The 15,400-nt window shown below is 36.4% G+C and carries 9 protein-coding genes; 1 reads left to right on the top strand and 8 read right to left on the bottom strand.

Annotated elements, in window-relative coordinates; all coding sequences use genetic code 11:
* Positions 1 to 164: 164 nt before the first annotated feature.
* Together ILA26_RS04270 and ILA26_RS04265 are read right to left on the bottom strand one after the other, a co-directional pair.
* Positions 165 to 2,315: a right-handed parallel beta-helix repeat-containing protein gene (locus ILA26_RS04270; RefSeq protein WP_292894399.1), complete on the bottom strand. Its 2,151-nt coding sequence runs from the start codon at positions 2,313 to 2,315 to the stop codon at positions 165 to 167.
* 193 nt (positions 2,316 to 2,508) lie between these two features.
* Positions 2,509 to 6,561, bottom strand: a complete 4,053-nt coding sequence (locus tag ILA26_RS04265; RefSeq protein WP_292894397.1) for an Ig-like domain repeat protein — start codon at positions 6,559 to 6,561, stop codon at positions 2,509 to 2,511.
* Positions 6,562 to 6,752: 191 nt separating this feature from the next.
* Between ILA26_RS04265 and ILA26_RS04260 the strand changes: the two genes are divergently transcribed.
* Entirely contained in the window at positions 6,753 to 7,175 is a 423-nt protein-coding gene (locus ILA26_RS04260; protein ID WP_292894394.1) for a GIY-YIG nuclease family protein, read from the top strand.
* Here ILA26_RS04260 and ILA26_RS04255 read toward each other — a convergent pair.
* The 6 genes from ILA26_RS04255 to ILA26_RS04230 form a co-directional block, all read right to left on the bottom strand.
* Complete coding sequence (locus ILA26_RS04255; protein WP_292894391.1) at positions 7,165 to 7,656, bottom strand: hypothetical protein; 492 nt, start codon at positions 7,654 to 7,656, stop codon at positions 7,165 to 7,167. The two genes, ILA26_RS04260 and ILA26_RS04255, sit on opposite strands and share 11 nt — an antisense overlap.
* Positions 7,657 to 7,664: 8 nt before the next feature.
* Complete coding sequence (locus ILA26_RS04250) at positions 7,665 to 9,278, bottom strand: helicase HerA-like domain-containing protein (protein ID WP_292894388.1); 1,614 nt, start codon at positions 9,276 to 9,278, stop codon at positions 7,665 to 7,667.
* A 5-nt stretch (positions 9,279 to 9,283) separates the two neighbouring features.
* Positions 9,284 to 11,872 (bottom strand): DEAD/DEAH box helicase, encoded by a 2,589-nt coding sequence (locus ILA26_RS04245; RefSeq protein ID WP_292894385.1) that lies wholly within the window; start codon positions 11,870 to 11,872, stop codon positions 9,284 to 9,286.
* Between the two features lie 61 nt (positions 11,873 to 11,933).
* On the bottom strand, positions 11,934 to 12,752 hold the full coding sequence (locus tag ILA26_RS04240) for a DUF368 domain-containing protein (RefSeq protein ID WP_292894401.1): 819 nt from the start codon (positions 12,750 to 12,752) through the stop codon (positions 11,934 to 11,936).
* A gap of 143 nt (positions 12,753 to 12,895) precedes the next feature.
* The gene (locus tag ILA26_RS04235; RefSeq protein WP_292894382.1) at positions 12,896 to 13,669 is read right to left on the bottom strand and encodes an MIP/aquaporin family protein; all 774 of its coding nucleotides are present in this window, start codon (positions 13,667 to 13,669) and stop codon (positions 12,896 to 12,898) included.
* A gap of 9 nt (positions 13,670 to 13,678) precedes the next feature.
* Complete coding sequence (locus ILA26_RS04230) at positions 13,679 to 15,178, bottom strand: DUF2193 domain-containing protein (protein ID WP_292894379.1); 1,500 nt, start codon at positions 15,176 to 15,178, stop codon at positions 13,679 to 13,681.
* Positions 15,179 to 15,400: the final 222 nt, after the last annotated feature.

Genomic DNA, 15,400 nt, shown 5'->3' with positions numbered 1-15,400 from the left:
CAAACCAACCCAGAAAAAATAAAGAAATTATACAAGACCAAAAATGGAATTCTAACATTTTTAGACTTCCAAATGCAAAACTGGACACAAAATCACATAAAAATTAAATAAGCCTATAAAATTTTACAGACTCAAAAAAATAAAAAAAAGATAATTAGCCGAAGCTAATTATTTTTAAATGTTTCATCTTTACGCACATAACCTACAATTAAAAGTATCAATGCTGCAATGATGAAAACTATTGGCGGTATGAAATCTTCAGTTTCTTTAAGTTCATCAATTTCAAATGCCTTGGAAACACTTTGAGAATCACTTGATGCACCAGAAGACTGAGACTGACCTAATGGACTATCAGTACCAACAGAAGGATTTGCATCACTGCTGTTAGATTTTACGTTGACATTTGCCCCATTCACATCATTTGCGCTGATTGAATTACTTTCAATATTAGATTTTTGATTGTCGCTATTAGAATTATATTTTTGATGATTATCACCAGAATACATTTCTCCGTCATCATCACCAATGTTTCCTTGAACACTACCGTCATCAATATAACCTGAGTCACTTCCCTGCTCGCCAGCAGGAACATTACCAGAATCAATCGAGTAATGAGGAACTATAGGATTATGATTTGGATTATTCTGATTGTTATTTTGATTACTACCAGGCAAATTATTCCAACGAATATGATTATCATATCCACCATTGTTTTGGCCCATGTTGATATTGTTATGGGAATTGTAATAGTCTGCCAATCTCATTACAACGTTGTTAGATGATTTATCACCGTTGTGTGTTCTAGGCCCTTCGGCATAAGCACTTGATCCGGTAACAGCTCCATCATTAGATGATATCAAAACATTGTTGATAATTTTTGAATTGTCTGAACTTAACAGGTACACTGCATAGTAACCATCTGTAAACGCAACATTGTCCTGAATATTAAGGGAATGAGTTCCTGCAGTACTTTGACGATAACTGATTGCATATAAATTATCCCCAATATTGACATTGGAAACACTATGAACCTCAATTGTGTTATTGAGAATCTCAGTATTGGAATCCTGTGATTCAATTCCAGTCACCAATGCCCATTCATGAGTTCCAGCCAATCCTGTAACATTAATTTTGTTGTTTGTTATTGACAATTCGGTTTCCCCATAGAAATTTTGAGAGTAAATTCCTATATTTGGACCGTTGGAGAATGAATACAAATCATTTTCAGTGATATTCACCCCAGTAATAGGACCACAAATCTGTATTGGATAAGCTGTTCCCAATGCAAGTTTTCCACCGGTTGTAACAATGGATATGTCATTGCCAATTACTTTTAAATTATTCAGTTTGTAGATATCCAAACCGTAAATATAATTTTCAGTGCCGGGATATGTTACAAAATCAGTCATATAAACTGAATTGTTGGCAAATAAACCGTCATCAGACTTACTTAACATGATACAGTTCTGTGTAGGGAACTCGACAGCAGGCCTTTTATTGACATCATTTATTATGGTATTGTTCCTGATTATGAATTCGTCACATGCTTCCAATCCCAGTGAATAGACAAAGTCGGAGTCCAAAGTTGCACCATCGGCACCATACTTTACATTCTTAAGTGGAAGTGACGTAATAATCGTGTTGTTTTCAATTATTGGCCCGAATGAGCCAGTTATCTTAATTGCACAGTTATATTTATTTACATTTTCATTATGTCCCTCAAAATATATTGTCGAATTGATGATTCTGAGATTTTCTGAAGAATATCTTGTATATCCATCGGCATAAATCCCGTAAGCTTCAACATCATTCGGAACGACATAATTTATATCCAATCCAATCAAACTAACGTCATAACCTGCAACGAATATCGCTGCACCATCATTATCCCTCAATGGTTTATTTAAATCAAATGTTAAATTATTTAAAACAACACCATTTGCACCGATATTGAATACAGTATTTTTGAAATTTGCAGATTTTCCCACAATAGAAACATCATCTGAATTAATTGACAAAACACCTAAATTATCAAAATTTCCTGAAAATATTAACTTTTTACCTTCATACTGGTTCTTTAGAACACCATTATGAAAATACAAGTTGATATTTGATGGAGTTACAGTGTCTGCATCTTCTGATAAATCAGGAACATCAGGCTGATCATCCAGCTCTATGTCCACAGTATCAGGAATGTCAGGCACTTCAGGAGAATCTGATAAATGATTATTAACATCATTTGCCTTAGATACATCCGTATCATTAATGTCTGCAGCTGAAACTGCAGTTATTGTTAAACAAAGTAAAATAACCATCAACACAAATGATAATTTTCTATTCCAAATAGTTTTTCACCTCCTTCACAATCAATAATCTTTTAAACATCAAAAATTTTAAAAGATATTTTAATTTATATAAAAAATAATTTATAAAGTTATCTTTAAAATAGAGTCAATTTAAAAAAAGAGGGTTAAAAATAAAAAAAGATAGAAGAAAAATTACATTCTTCTATTTTTTAACAGTAATTTTTGCTTTTTTACTAGCTGCTTTGAAGTTTGCATTACCTGCAAATTTGACTTTTGCTTTGTATTTACCTTTTTTATTTAATTTTTTAATTTTAAAGGTTGCTTTACCTTTAGCATTAGTTTTTGCAGTGTATTTTTTGTTGCCTTTAACTTTTAAAGTTACTTTAACATTTTTAATAGCTTTACCAGCTTTAGTTTTTAAAGTGATAGCATATTTTTTGGTTTTCTTTTTAGCTTTAAATGTTTTCTTTTTAGCAACAATTTTAGTAGCAACTTTAGCTTTAGGTTTAACTTTAGGAGTATCATCCTTAGTGGAATTTTGTGTATCGTCTTTAGCAGGAGTTTCAGGAACGATTCCGTTTAAAGTAATTGAAAATCCACTAGGTTCGGAGATTTCGTCACCTTCAAAGTTGATAGTTACTAATCCGTTTTTATCCACTTTAACTTCAAAAGATCCGTTTCCATCAGTAGTGGTGTTGATTTTATCTCCACCAGCGATGGTATAAACGATAGTTGCATTAGCTATAGGGTTGCCGTAAATATCTTTTAATGTACCAGTAATAGCATCAGTGGAAATGGAATCAACTAAAAGAATGGTTTTGTCACTTACAGCAATGGTAGCGCTAGCAGATGCAGCATCAAATTCATCTTCGATAGCTACAAACTCAATTGCTACAGGATAAGTTCCTCTTAATAAGGATAAGCTAATGGTTGCTACACCATTTTCATCAGTTACTGCAGTGTATGTTTCATTTCCAATTTTGAAAGATACGTTTGCATTAGCAATACCTACACCTTGGTAATTTACAAAGGTTGCATTGAATTTGTCAGCAACTCTGTCTGCATTAACATCTGAAGCGATGATAGTAACGTTTTTGTTTTTAGCAACATTAATGGTAACATCAGTAGTGTTATCGAAGTATTTGTTGTCTCCAGAATATGCAATGTCTATTTTGTATGTACCTTGAGTTAAATCTGCAATTGTGAAAACAGCAACACCATCAACAATAGGCACAACAGTGTCGTTGCCGTCTAAAGTGAATGTGACAGTTCCGGTTGCATCATTAACTTTCACGGTAACATTATAATTTAAGCATTCTACAGTTTCAGGAGCATCTACATCAATAACAATGTCATTTTTAGTTACTGTCAATGAGGTGGAATTTTGACCACCGAAGTTTTTATCAGCTGAAACAACGGAAACTTCATAGGTTCCTGCAGCTAAATCACTTACTTCAAGAGTTCCTTTACCATCAACTAAATCAACAGTGTATTCTTTACCTGAAATTACAATAGTTGCTTTAGTCATGGATGTTTCATTAACAACAACATTGAATACTGCATTTTGACCAACTTTAATAGGTTCTGCAGAAACGGAAATATCAGCTGCTTTGTCCTGATAGTTGTCAATAACTAAAGATGCATCTTCCTTATGGTTAATTGCAGCATCTCCAAATCCTTTGTTACTGTTTAAGATATTATCTTTAATAGTAGTTTCAGTACCCACGTATGTTTTCAAGTCAATTGCATAATTTTTGGAAGTGGTAATGTTATTTCCAACAATTACGTTGTTCTTTGCATCTTTATGTCCAAATTCAATGGATCCGACTACAGTATTGTTAGCGAAAACACCATTATTAGCATTTTTATTACTGAATTTGATGATGTTGTCGCCTTCAAATGTGTTGCCATACACTTGTACACCGGTAGCGGAGATTGTGGTTGCACCAGTAATAGTGTTGTCATGTGCAATACCACCGGCACCGCTCATGGTCAAACCACCTGCAGTGTTGTTGTATGCTTCAGCACCAGCTGCCACAGTCATGGTTTTACCAACAGTGTTGTTGTATACTGCAGAATTAGCACCTGTGTTCAAATTACCGGAGATGTAGTTGTTATATGCAATGGAGCCTGCAGGGAAATTAGCAGAAGATCCACCAATTAATGTATTGTTAACATAAACATTATTACCAACTGCACCCATACCCCATTGTGCATTGAAACCTACACCAGTATAGTTAATCCAGTTGTTTGCAAACAAGTTGTCAGAACCTGCAACTACGAATCCCCAACAGATAGCAGCTGCTCTTTCAGGACCGAAAATTCTATTGTTGGTAATGTTGTTGTGTTTGTTAGGAACTACTCCTTCCGGAATTTCAACATTGTAGGTTGTCAAGTAAATCATGTTTCCTACATTACCTTCTACTTTAATAGTGTTGTTGTGGAATGTGCAGTAGTCTGCCCATGCAATTACTAATGAACTTGATCCACCGTTGTTTCTTGTGTAGAAGTAACTGTTTTTAACGGTTACCCAAGTGGAGCCATCCCTGATGGATGTAGCACCAACACCGGAACCGACCCTTTGGTCCTCAATTACATTGCTCACTCTGTCCAATACAACATGGTGAGTGTTTGTTAACCATAATTGAGTGTTGTGGAAGTCAATTCCAGTCATGTTAGATCCGGAACCTCCATAACTGATTGCAAAACGGTTTCCTGGGTTTTCACCCATTAAACTACCTGCAGTAGTGTTCAAGTCAATGTATGCATCATTGGTTGTTGAAATGATGTTTACAGGTGTGCTTACATCAAAATAGACATTGTTAGCTTGATTAGGATTAATGATTTTTCCTTGGAAATCTAAAGTTGTGCCGTTTTCAATGAAACCGAAAAGTTTACCGCCATCAACTTGATTGAAGTAGTACATGTAATTGTCAGCATTTACAACATTGTTTAAAAATTTAAATTCAGTGGAATTTGCACCGTTTAATCTGAAATTACCGTCATAGGTAACATTGATTTCAGTGATTACATCACTTTCATCAAGATTATAAAGTGCAACGCCATCATTTAACTCTAAAACTTCCTCTTTGCCATTGATTGTTACATTTACAGTACCTGTTCCATATGGGATACAAACAACAACCATGTTTTTGTCTGCAGTCTTGTAAACTGAAGATAAAATAGTTGCATTTTCCTTATCTAAAACTGTGAATGATTTAGTAGTTGAAAATGGATTGAATGTATCGTCACCAAAGTATTCGACAGTTACCTTATTAGTTCCAATTACATAGTTTTTAAATTCTTGGGTTGCAACACCATTTACTACATCAACAGTGTACTCTTCACTGCCCATGGACATTTTAACTTGTCCGGTAGCTCCACCTAAATACACATTAATGATTGCAGGTTGGAAATTGTAAATTGTTGGTGCGTCAATGTTTGCATTTGCGTTAATTGTATAACTTTTTGAAATAGGATTATAATTCTCATCCCCCTCATATGCAAATGATATGGTGTTTCTGCCTAAGGTATAGTTAGTAAATTCCTGGGTTACAGTACCGTTTTCCAACTCTTTCCTATAGGTATTACCATTAAGTGTGAAAGTTACATAACCAGTAGCATTATACAAATTAACTAACATGTATGGAGTTTGCCCATAGTCAGCACCATTTGCAACAACATCATTCATCTGTACATGTATATTCCGGGTAATGGTAGCACTATTATAATAATCATCACCATTGTATACAATCTTGAGTTGTTGGTTATTGGATATTTTAGTATATTTGGTAATTTCATATGTCACTACACCATTTACCAATGGAGCAGTATATGTTTCACCAGCAAAGGTGATTGTTGCATCACCGGTTGCATTACCCATATCAAGTGTAAATGCAATAGGTTGACCCCATTGTGCCACATTTGCACTACCTGACATTGGAAGGTCTACAGTGAAATTATATTTTGGTGACACATCACCAGATAATTTATCTGCATCAGTGCTTCCAACAATGTCAGAGTTGTCACTAACTCCCAATTTATCATTATTTTGAGTTACATCATCACTGATAGCACTGTCACTGTCGACACCACCATCAGATTCTATTTCGTCTGCGGCTTGAACTTCTAAATCCAAGTCGCCCCCATCAACTGCTAGGCCTGAAGCAGTACTATCCTCAGCCGCACTAGCAGCTCCTAATGTGATAACAGCTAGTAAAAAAATACTAACCAATAAAAATTTATTTAATTTCAAAATTAAATCTCCATCATAACTAAATTATATTCAAAATTGATTGAATACAAGTAATATATTTATGATAAAGTCATATTTAAAAGTTTTCTAAAAAAATTGATATAATTTATGAACCTAAAAAATGTGTGTAAATTGACTAAGACATATAGACATGATAAAAATTAAGTAATTTGTAAAAATATAATAAAATTATGAAAGGATGTTACTGTTTAATCATAAAACTAGACCATACCTGTGAAATAAAAATTGGAAAAAGACTTGGAAAATTAAAATTTGAAGATGGTCATTATGTTTATGTAGGATCAGCCCTGAACTCACTGACTGCAAGATTAAACAGACATATAAGCAATGAAAAGAAAATGCATTGGCATGTGGATTACCTATTGAAAAAATCAGAAATCACTGACATAATATACAATGAGTCAACCAAAAAAATAGAATGTAATCTATCCCAATACCTATCACAAAATTCTAAAGGTGTAAAAAATTTTGGATGTTCAGACTGTGACTGTGAAAGCCATCTGTATTATTTCAAAAATAGAAGTGAAGCTATTGAACAGGTGCAAAATGCATATGATTCAATAGCCATGGAATACAAGTTCTTCAAAATATGAAGCCTTGCTTCTTCTTGTGTTTGTATGAAATCTCAAAGGAATTCAATGCCAATTCCCTTAAAGTTTCTTTAATTTCATCATCAATGCCAACGACATTTTCCCATTCTCTTTCAAGATTGGATAGTTCATCTAAAACTTCAATGCCTTTTGAAGTCAATGAACATTCATATTCAAGTCCGTTGTTAGGCTCCTTATCGATTTCAATTAAACCTAATTTAGCCAGTTTTTCATACTTTTTCAAGTAAAGGCCCAAATGAAGATTAAATAAATCATCTTTTTTGGCCTTTTCAAATTGTTTTACCCTAATCCTTTTGTGATGAGGTTTTTCATGTTTTTTAACCTGCTTTAAGAGCTTGATTTGACTTTCATGCAGGAAAATACTTAGGTTTTCACGCACATAAGTCATTTTAGACTCCTCAATAACACCAATCAAAGCTGAAGCAGGCATGTTGGCGATAGCGTTTTTATGTGGATGAGCCATCAAAACACCTATTTCATTTGACCGAAGAGTCCTCTCATGATTCCCTTGGTCACTTCACGAGCGGCAGTGTTTGCAGCTTGTGTTGCGGCCTTTTCAATTGTCTTTTGAGTGGCACTCTTTTTAGTCCTTTTACCACTTTTTTGCTGACCTGCAAGAACTGTTCCTAAAATTCCACCAATTACATCAACTGCACCAGGTTGTTGAGGCTGTTCAGGTGCCTCTTGAACCGGCACTTCAGGAGCAGGAGCTTCAGGTTCCGAAGCCTGTTGGGTTTGAGCTTTAACCTCTTCAATAACTTCAGGAGCCACTTCACTTTCCATGTTTGGATTTTCGTTTATTTTAGCCAAAAGTAACTCATAAGCGGATTCAGCATCTACCGCTTCAGCATATTTTGATTTTAAAGTTGATATATCAATCAGTTGAGCTCTGAAATCATCTTCAATTGCTCCGATGTGGCTTTGTGGAGGCACAATGTCCACTTGCTCGACAACTGTAGGAACACCCTTCTCATCAAGAACTGACACTAATGCCTGACCGATTCCAAGATTGGAAATTACTTCCGCAGTGTCAAAGTCAGGATTTGCCCTGAATGATTCAGCAGCAACCTTAACAGCCTTTTGGTCTTTCGGAGTGTAAGCGTGAAGTGCATGTTGAACACGATTACCTAATTGTGCCAACACATCATCAGGAATGTCTGCAGGAGATTGTGAGATGAAGTATACTCCAACACCTTTTGACCTGATTAACCTTACGATTTGCTCGATTTTTTTTGCAAATTCAGGTGACATGTCATCAAACAGCAAGTGTGCCTCATCAAAGAAGAACACGAATTTAGGCTTGTCCATGTCCCCAACTTCAGGCAATGTTTCAAATAAAGTTGATAACATCCACAATAGGAATGTTGAGTAGATTTCCGGAGATAAGGATAATTTTTGAGCATCCAAAATGTTAATTACACCGCATCCGTTGTCATCTACTTGCATGAAGTCATCAAGTGAAAGTGCAGGCTCTCCGAAGAAATCATTACCTCCTTGATCTTCAAGTGTGATTAGGCTTCTTAGGATTGTGTTTGCTGATTTATCAGCAATTGCACCGTATTCACTTTCAAACTGTGCCTTGTTTTCAACGACATAATTAATCATTGATTTTAAGTCCTTCAAGTCGATGATTGGAAGGCAGTGCTCGTCAGCCACCTTGAATACAATATTCAATACTCCAGATTGAGCTTCTGATAAGTTCAAGATTTTTGAAAGCAATACTGGACCCATTTCAGATAATGTAACCCTTACAGGAAGACCTTTTTGACCAAATAAGTCCCAGAATTCAACAGGATATTCCTTGAACTTGAATCCTTTATCGTCAAGTCCGTACTTTTCCCTGTTGTTAGTTATGAAATCGTTTCCGGAACCGACTTTTGCAAGTCCGGAAATGTCCCCTTTCATATCCGCTAAAAATACAGGAACACCCAAATCAGAAAAAGATTCTGCTAAGACTTTTAAAGTGACAGTTTTACCAGTTCCAGTTGCTCCAGCTATTAAACCATGACGGTTAGCTAGTTTTGGTAATAAAAACACTTCAGTATTTTCATTACATCCAATCAATATTTTTTCTTCAGCAAACATTTAGCTCACCCATTTTCAATTTTCTTAATTAAGTAGTTTGTCTTTTTAACTATATTTTTTTTATCATAAGCACGAGCAATCCTCTTGATTGCATCTAGATTTTTAACGAAATTATCAAGCCATGAGAAAATGTCTCCAGGATAGACCTGAATCTGATATTTTCTAAATAATTTGGTTGAAATGTCCTGTGGATCCTTGCCCTTAAGCCTTTCATGGACAATAACCTCTGAAATTCCCCTTTGCAGGCATTGACAGAACGGCCTGTCCTGACACTTGCACTGCAGGAAATCTGACTGGATTGCAATCAATGCATCCTGGAATTTCTTATCGACCTTATCCATTGCTTCTCCTGAGGATATGATGTCAAGGGTCGATTCGGCAAACAACCTTGTTGAAAACTTGACTTTCAATGCATTTGAAATTTGATTGTGAATTACACTTGAGAGATACGCATTTTCAAACATCTCCAAATCCATCGCCATTGCAAGAATGAGAACCTTAAGCTTGTCGTACTTGTCCCTTTTCTTATACATTGGAGAATGTCCCACATAATGCTTCAGGTAGTTTCTGTCATTTAAGGTGTTTTTAATGAATTCAGCATCCCCTATTGAGAGGAATGAGACTGATGTCGCCCTTCCGTACCTGGTGACATCCAACTTATTTGCCATGCGGTCGATAAGGCCTAAATCCTCCATTTCATCAATGGCTATCTTAATGCTTATTGGAACATCAATGTTCTTGTAGAACTTGTTGAGTTCGTTGGTTGACTGGATTGAAGTTGAGGAAATATCCGCAAGTATCTGCTCATAGGCGGATTCCTCATCATATTCAATGTAAACGTCATCGCTGTTGCTTTCCAAAAGGTCAAGCGCCATTGCCTCTTCCGATTCGCCCTGAAAATCGTTTCCAACTTCTGGAAGCAAGTAAACTATACCTCTGTCGTGATATGATGGCCTTCCTGCACGACCGAGCATCTGTGAAAACTCATTCGGATTGATCCACTTGTTTCCCATGATAAGTGAATCGAAAATAACTTGAGAAGCCGGAAAGTCCACACCTGCCGCAAGGGCTGCGGTTGTTACAACACATGAGATTTTTCCCTTGTCGAAATCTTTCTCAATCTTTTCCTTTTTATAATATGACAATCCTGCGTGATACGCTTGGGCATTGACACGCTTGTTGCTTAGATAATTTGCAATTTGATGAGTTTTTCTTCTTGAATTTGTAAATATAATAGTCTGTCCACGATATCCCTTCTTGGACTTGGTGTTGAATTCCCTTTTGACAAGATTCTGCATGATGTGCCTTTTTTGGGATTCGTTTCTCACATACACCAAATGCCTTTCCAGAGGAACCGGACGCTCTGAATACTCAACCAGCTTCATGTTGAACTCATCTGCCAAGAATTCTGGATTTTTTACTGTAGCAGACAATCCTATGATTTGAGTTTTAGGATACAAATGTTTTACACGCTTAATGAGACCGTTTAGACGTGTTCCTCTATCCTCATCATCAATCATGTGGATTTCATCAATCAAAACCACACCAAGATTGGATAGGCTTTGGGAGTTTCCGTTTCTTAAAAGATAATCAATTCCCTCATAGGTTGCAACTACAATGTCTGACTTTGAAACATCACTGTCCGGAAGGTTCAACTCACCCTTTGCCTTAACACGATTTCTACCGACCTTGATTGCTACTTTTAATCCTAATTTTGAGTATTTCTTTTTGAAATCACGATATTTTTGGTTGGCAAGCGCCACCAAAGGAGTCAAAAATACGAATTTCTTTCCTTTAAGCGCTTTTGTGATACCTGCAAGCTCACCAACCAGTGTTTTACCAGAACCTGTTGCACTGACAACCAAAAGGTCTTCTCCTTTTAGCAATCCTTCCTTAATGGCCAAATATTGAACTGGAAGCAAGGATGTGTTTCCTGAATTCAAAAGAACCTCATTGAACCTCTTGTCAATCTTGAGCCTTTTCATGTCAATTGGAGGAATTATGTGCTTTGACTTTCGGGTCTTGTCAAAGAGCGTCAGTTTCCTGTTTTTCAATGGGTCAAAGTGAGGATCCAGAACTGATAATGTCTTTTCCAGACTTCCAGTCTTCTCCAATGTCTTTTTGAGATTTCTGAAAATCTTTTTGTCAAATCCTTGAAGCTTGATTTCATTTTTGATAGTGTCATGTGCACAATCCTTGCAGATAAGCTGATTGTGATGCTTATAAGAGTAATCTGAATTAACTATGGTAATATTTCCATCATAGGCACAGAAGTCACATACCTGAGTGCGCCTTACCTTTATGTTTAGGGATGTGAGAAATTTCTCCACTTTCTCATCAGGAGTTGCTAAAAATACCGCCTGAGACCTCAATAGCTTAGTGACCTCTCCAGGAGGCATCAATTTCTCGTTTAAAGTGGAGTTGTCATTGAAGTTATAGTCTGCCACAAATCTTGAAATAGACAATGAATCTCCATCATGGCTGAACTTAATGTTTCCAACGAATTCAGGCACCCTTTTATGATTCAGTGCATTTTTTGGTGAACCAATTGGATATAATCTCCACTGTTTTTTAATCTTCTTTAAAACTAGCATTATAGTAAAATATATTCTTAATTGTTAATAAGTTTTTAAAAAAAAAAGTAAATGAATTTGATTACTCCATGTAATCAAATCTTGTTTCTAAAACGATAATCAATATGAATCCTATTACCGCAACAACCACACATGGCAACAATGCTGATAATCCTGCACCTACTGAACCTGCAATTTGCACGGCAGGAACTTTTAAAGACCCGAGCATCACACCGATAAGGAATGCCATTGTGATTTCCTCATAGTTTTTAAGCAAGTAATTTAGTATTTTTGAAAATCCGAGAATTCCAATTACAGCTCCAACGACAAATACGAGTATGTCAACAATGTTAAGCTGATGAAGAGCGTTTAGCATGTATTCATATTGGCCGAGCAATAAAAGTAGGAATGAACCTGAAATACCTGGTAAAATCATTGCACAGATTGCAATCATTCCTGAAATGAACAATACTATCAATGAATGGTCACCGGCTATCGGATTAAGGCTTACGAATATGTAAGTCAAAATCAGACCCACAATTGCTGCAATGACATGCTTTATGTTGATTTTCTCTATTTTCTTAAATAAAATCACCGCTGAAGCAATAATCAATCCCAAAAAGAATGAGAATGTTAATGCTGTGTGCACATCCATGCAGTATGTAACCACTTTCGCTAGAGTCAGGAATGCCACCCCAATACCTAAAATCAATGGGATAAAGAACTTGAAGTCGATTTCATCAAGCAGAGTATTCCAAAATCCTTTTAAGTCTCCTTTTAGCAACGGCTTTACAAAACCTAACTTGATGTTACTTATTGCCTCGATCAAATGGCCATAAATTCCAGTAATCAGCGCTATTGTTCCCCCTGAAACTCCGGGAACAATGTCCGCCGAACCCATAAAGAGTCCACGAATGAATATTAAAAAAGCTTCCTTAATGTTAAAACTCAAATTATCACCTAATATGTAATTATTATAATATTAGAAATTACTTCATTAAAAAGGTTATTAAAAAAAGAAAAAGGGTGAATAATTCAAAGGAATTATTCATCGTTGAACGGTTGTGGAAGTTCGCAAACTCCACTGTCTTTTGCAAGATATGCATATGCAATAGCTGCACAGATTGCACCGAGAATAGGGCCGACCAAATAGATTGGGAATAATCCCCAGAGGTTTTGGCCTCCTAAAATCATGTCCATCAGGTATGGTCCGAATGTACGTGCAGGGTTGATTGAAGCTCCGGTGAATGCACCTAAAACGACGATAACTGCAGCCACAGTCATACCTATTGAAATTCCAGCAAATCCAGGTTCTGCCTTTTTGTCAACTGCTACACCCATTACAACCATCATGAGGAAGAATGTTCCCAAGAACTCTGCAAACATCGCTTGCCAGTAGGTAACACCTAATCCTGGAGCGGTTGCACCAAGTCCCCCTATTGCAACGGCAGGAGCGCCTAAGCATAAAAACAATGCTAAACTTCCTAAACATGCACCAATCACTTGAGCGACAATGTAATAGATACTGTCGACCAAAGCGATGTTTTTGGTTACAAGCAATCCAATGGTTACAGCAGGATTCAAGTGTGCGCCTGATATCTTACCGAAAACATAAATACATATCATTACTGTCAGACCGAATGCCAAAGCAATAGCAATCCAGTCCCCGAGTCCGCCTAAAAGTCCAATTCCTGCAGCACCAGGTGTGATGCTGTCGGATATCAATAATGTAACGACAGCTGAACCGGTACCGAAGAATACTAGGAAAAATGTTCCTAAAAGTTCCGCAAAGAATTTTTTTCTAATGTTACAAGTCATTTTCATCGCCTAAACAGATTCTCTCCATTGACAGTATTCGTGTTTGTTGTCCACAAGTGAAGCTGCAGCACAGTTTTTACATCCCCTTACAGGTGATCCTGGTGCTTCCTTGTTAAGTGCAATGAGGTTTGTCATCATGGTTGCTGTAATAGGTTCTGAAGTTAAAAGACATGGGTAGTCTGCTAATCTCATCAAGGATGAGAATCTTACTGTAATTGCACATGCAGGGTAAGTGTATCTTTGTGGATTCATTACAGTTTCATTAGCTAAAATTGGGCTTAAGTCAACATCAAATCCATTGATTTTAGGCACTAGTTCTCCACCGAGACCTGCTCTTGATTTTCTAGCTCCGCTGATTGAGTTAAATCCTCTGTAAATCATGTCCATGAAGTCACAGTTGTGTAACTCAGCAGCAGCGCCTCTTGTTGGGTATTGTTGTACAAAGTTGTGGAACCTTTTGGAGAATAAGTCCACTACCATAGGAGCGTTGAACCCGTCCAATTCTAAAATGAATTCAGTTGCGCATGCAGATGAACCGGTTGCGAGGTTCAATACGTTGAACGGTGATTGATAGTTGTCCAAGTTGTTTCTCAATGTTGCTTCAATCACTTCAGCGGTTGCCTGAACGATTGCAAGGGTCATGTCATCCTTACACATGTTGTATGTGGATTGTCCGATGTGGTGTCCAATATCTCCAACACAGTATGCAGGAACGGTTACGATGTTTCCGTAGTGCACTCCATCATCCATTGCAGCTTTGACTGTTGAGGTCATTGCCTTTTTGTACTTGTTCATGTAGTCTCTTACATCAAATGATGAGTGATCCGCATCATCCATCAATTCACCTTGTGCTTCAATAGGGTTTTTGTAGATGTTTTGAAGTGTTGCAATTTCCTTTTCGGTAGCTTCTGCAGCAGCAGCTCCTGCTTCAATAGCGTTTGCAAATGCATCTCCAATACCATAGGATGTGTTCATACCCCATGATTTAGCTGAAAGGATTGCTTGCTTGTGAGCTAAAGGAATGTCGGTTTTTTGCAAGATTTGATTTACAACATTACTAGTACTTCCAGGCATTAATGCAAAGTCCACTACACAGGTAGGACCATAAAATCCACCATATCTTCTAATGGATTCTTTTGAAACGATTGCCTCATTGTCAGCAATAGCTTGGATGAACTTGTCAACACTGTCTGCAAATTCTCCATCTTCCTCACATAAAATTTCTAAAACAGGAGGAGTTTGGAAATGTTCAATGAAAGGATCATCTTCACATTTTAAGGTGTCTGTAATGGAAGACAATATCTCAAAGTGGTTTTTCACAGAGTCTTTGTGCAAGTTAATTACAGATTCTGCTTGGTTGTCCAAGGTAGTCATATTTGAAACAGCATCAGCATATGGTTTTGCATCAACTATTTTAAAGTCGTTATATCTGTTTTCAGATATTACTGCAACGTCTGCCTTTTGAGCAGCCATTGATTCGTTAATCATTTTTTCATATAACTCTCTCATATTATCACCTTAGGTAATAAGTAGTTTAGTAAGTATTAAATGAAGTATTTAAACTTTACTAAATCTTATAATAATAGATTATTCACAATATTATTTAAATATAAACCTTGTAGAAACCCTCATTTAAAATACTTGAATTGCTCTGTAGATGTTGTATAATACATCTTTGAGTTTTGTTTCTTTATTTTGGAGTTTTGTGCTTCTACTATAGTTCCCTCCGTT

Origin of the sequence: Methanobrevibacter sp. (assembly GCF_017940815.1) — an archaeon.
Lineage (GTDB): Archaea > Methanobacteriota > Methanobacteria > Methanobacteriales > Methanobacteriaceae > Methanocatella.
This window is presented reverse-complemented; position numbering and strand designations above follow the sequence as displayed.

Bases quoted from the DNA above. Each gene is read 5' to 3' on its own strand.
- ILA26_RS04230 (WP_292894379.1), bottom strand. From the start codon at position 15,178: ATGAGAGAGTTATATGAAAAAATGATTAACGAATCAATGGCTGCTCAA.
- ILA26_RS04235 (WP_292894382.1), bottom strand. From the start codon at position 13,669: ATGACTTGTAACATTAGAAAAAAATTCTTTGCGGAACTTTTAGGAACA.
- ILA26_RS04240 (WP_292894401.1), bottom strand. From the start codon at position 12,752: ATGGGTTCGGCGGACATTGTTCCCGGAGTTTCAGGGGGAACAATAGCG.
- ILA26_RS04270 (WP_292894399.1), bottom strand. From the start codon at position 2,315: ATGGTTATTTTACTTTGTTTAACAATAACTGCAGTTTCAGCTGCAGAC.
- ILA26_RS04255 (WP_292894391.1), bottom strand. From the start codon at position 7,656: ATGGCTCATCCACATAAAAACGCTATCGCCAACATGCCTGCTTCAGCT.
- ILA26_RS04250 (WP_292894388.1), bottom strand. From the start codon at position 9,278: ATGTTTGCTGAAGAAAAAATATTGATTGGATGTAATGAAAATACTGAA.
- ILA26_RS04260 (WP_292894394.1), top strand. From the start codon at position 6,753: ATGAAAGGATGTTACTGTTTAATCATAAAACTAGACCATACCTGTGAA.
- ILA26_RS04245 (WP_292894385.1), bottom strand. From the start codon at position 11,872: ATGCTAGTTTTAAAGAAGATTAAAAAACAGTGGAGATTATATCCAATT.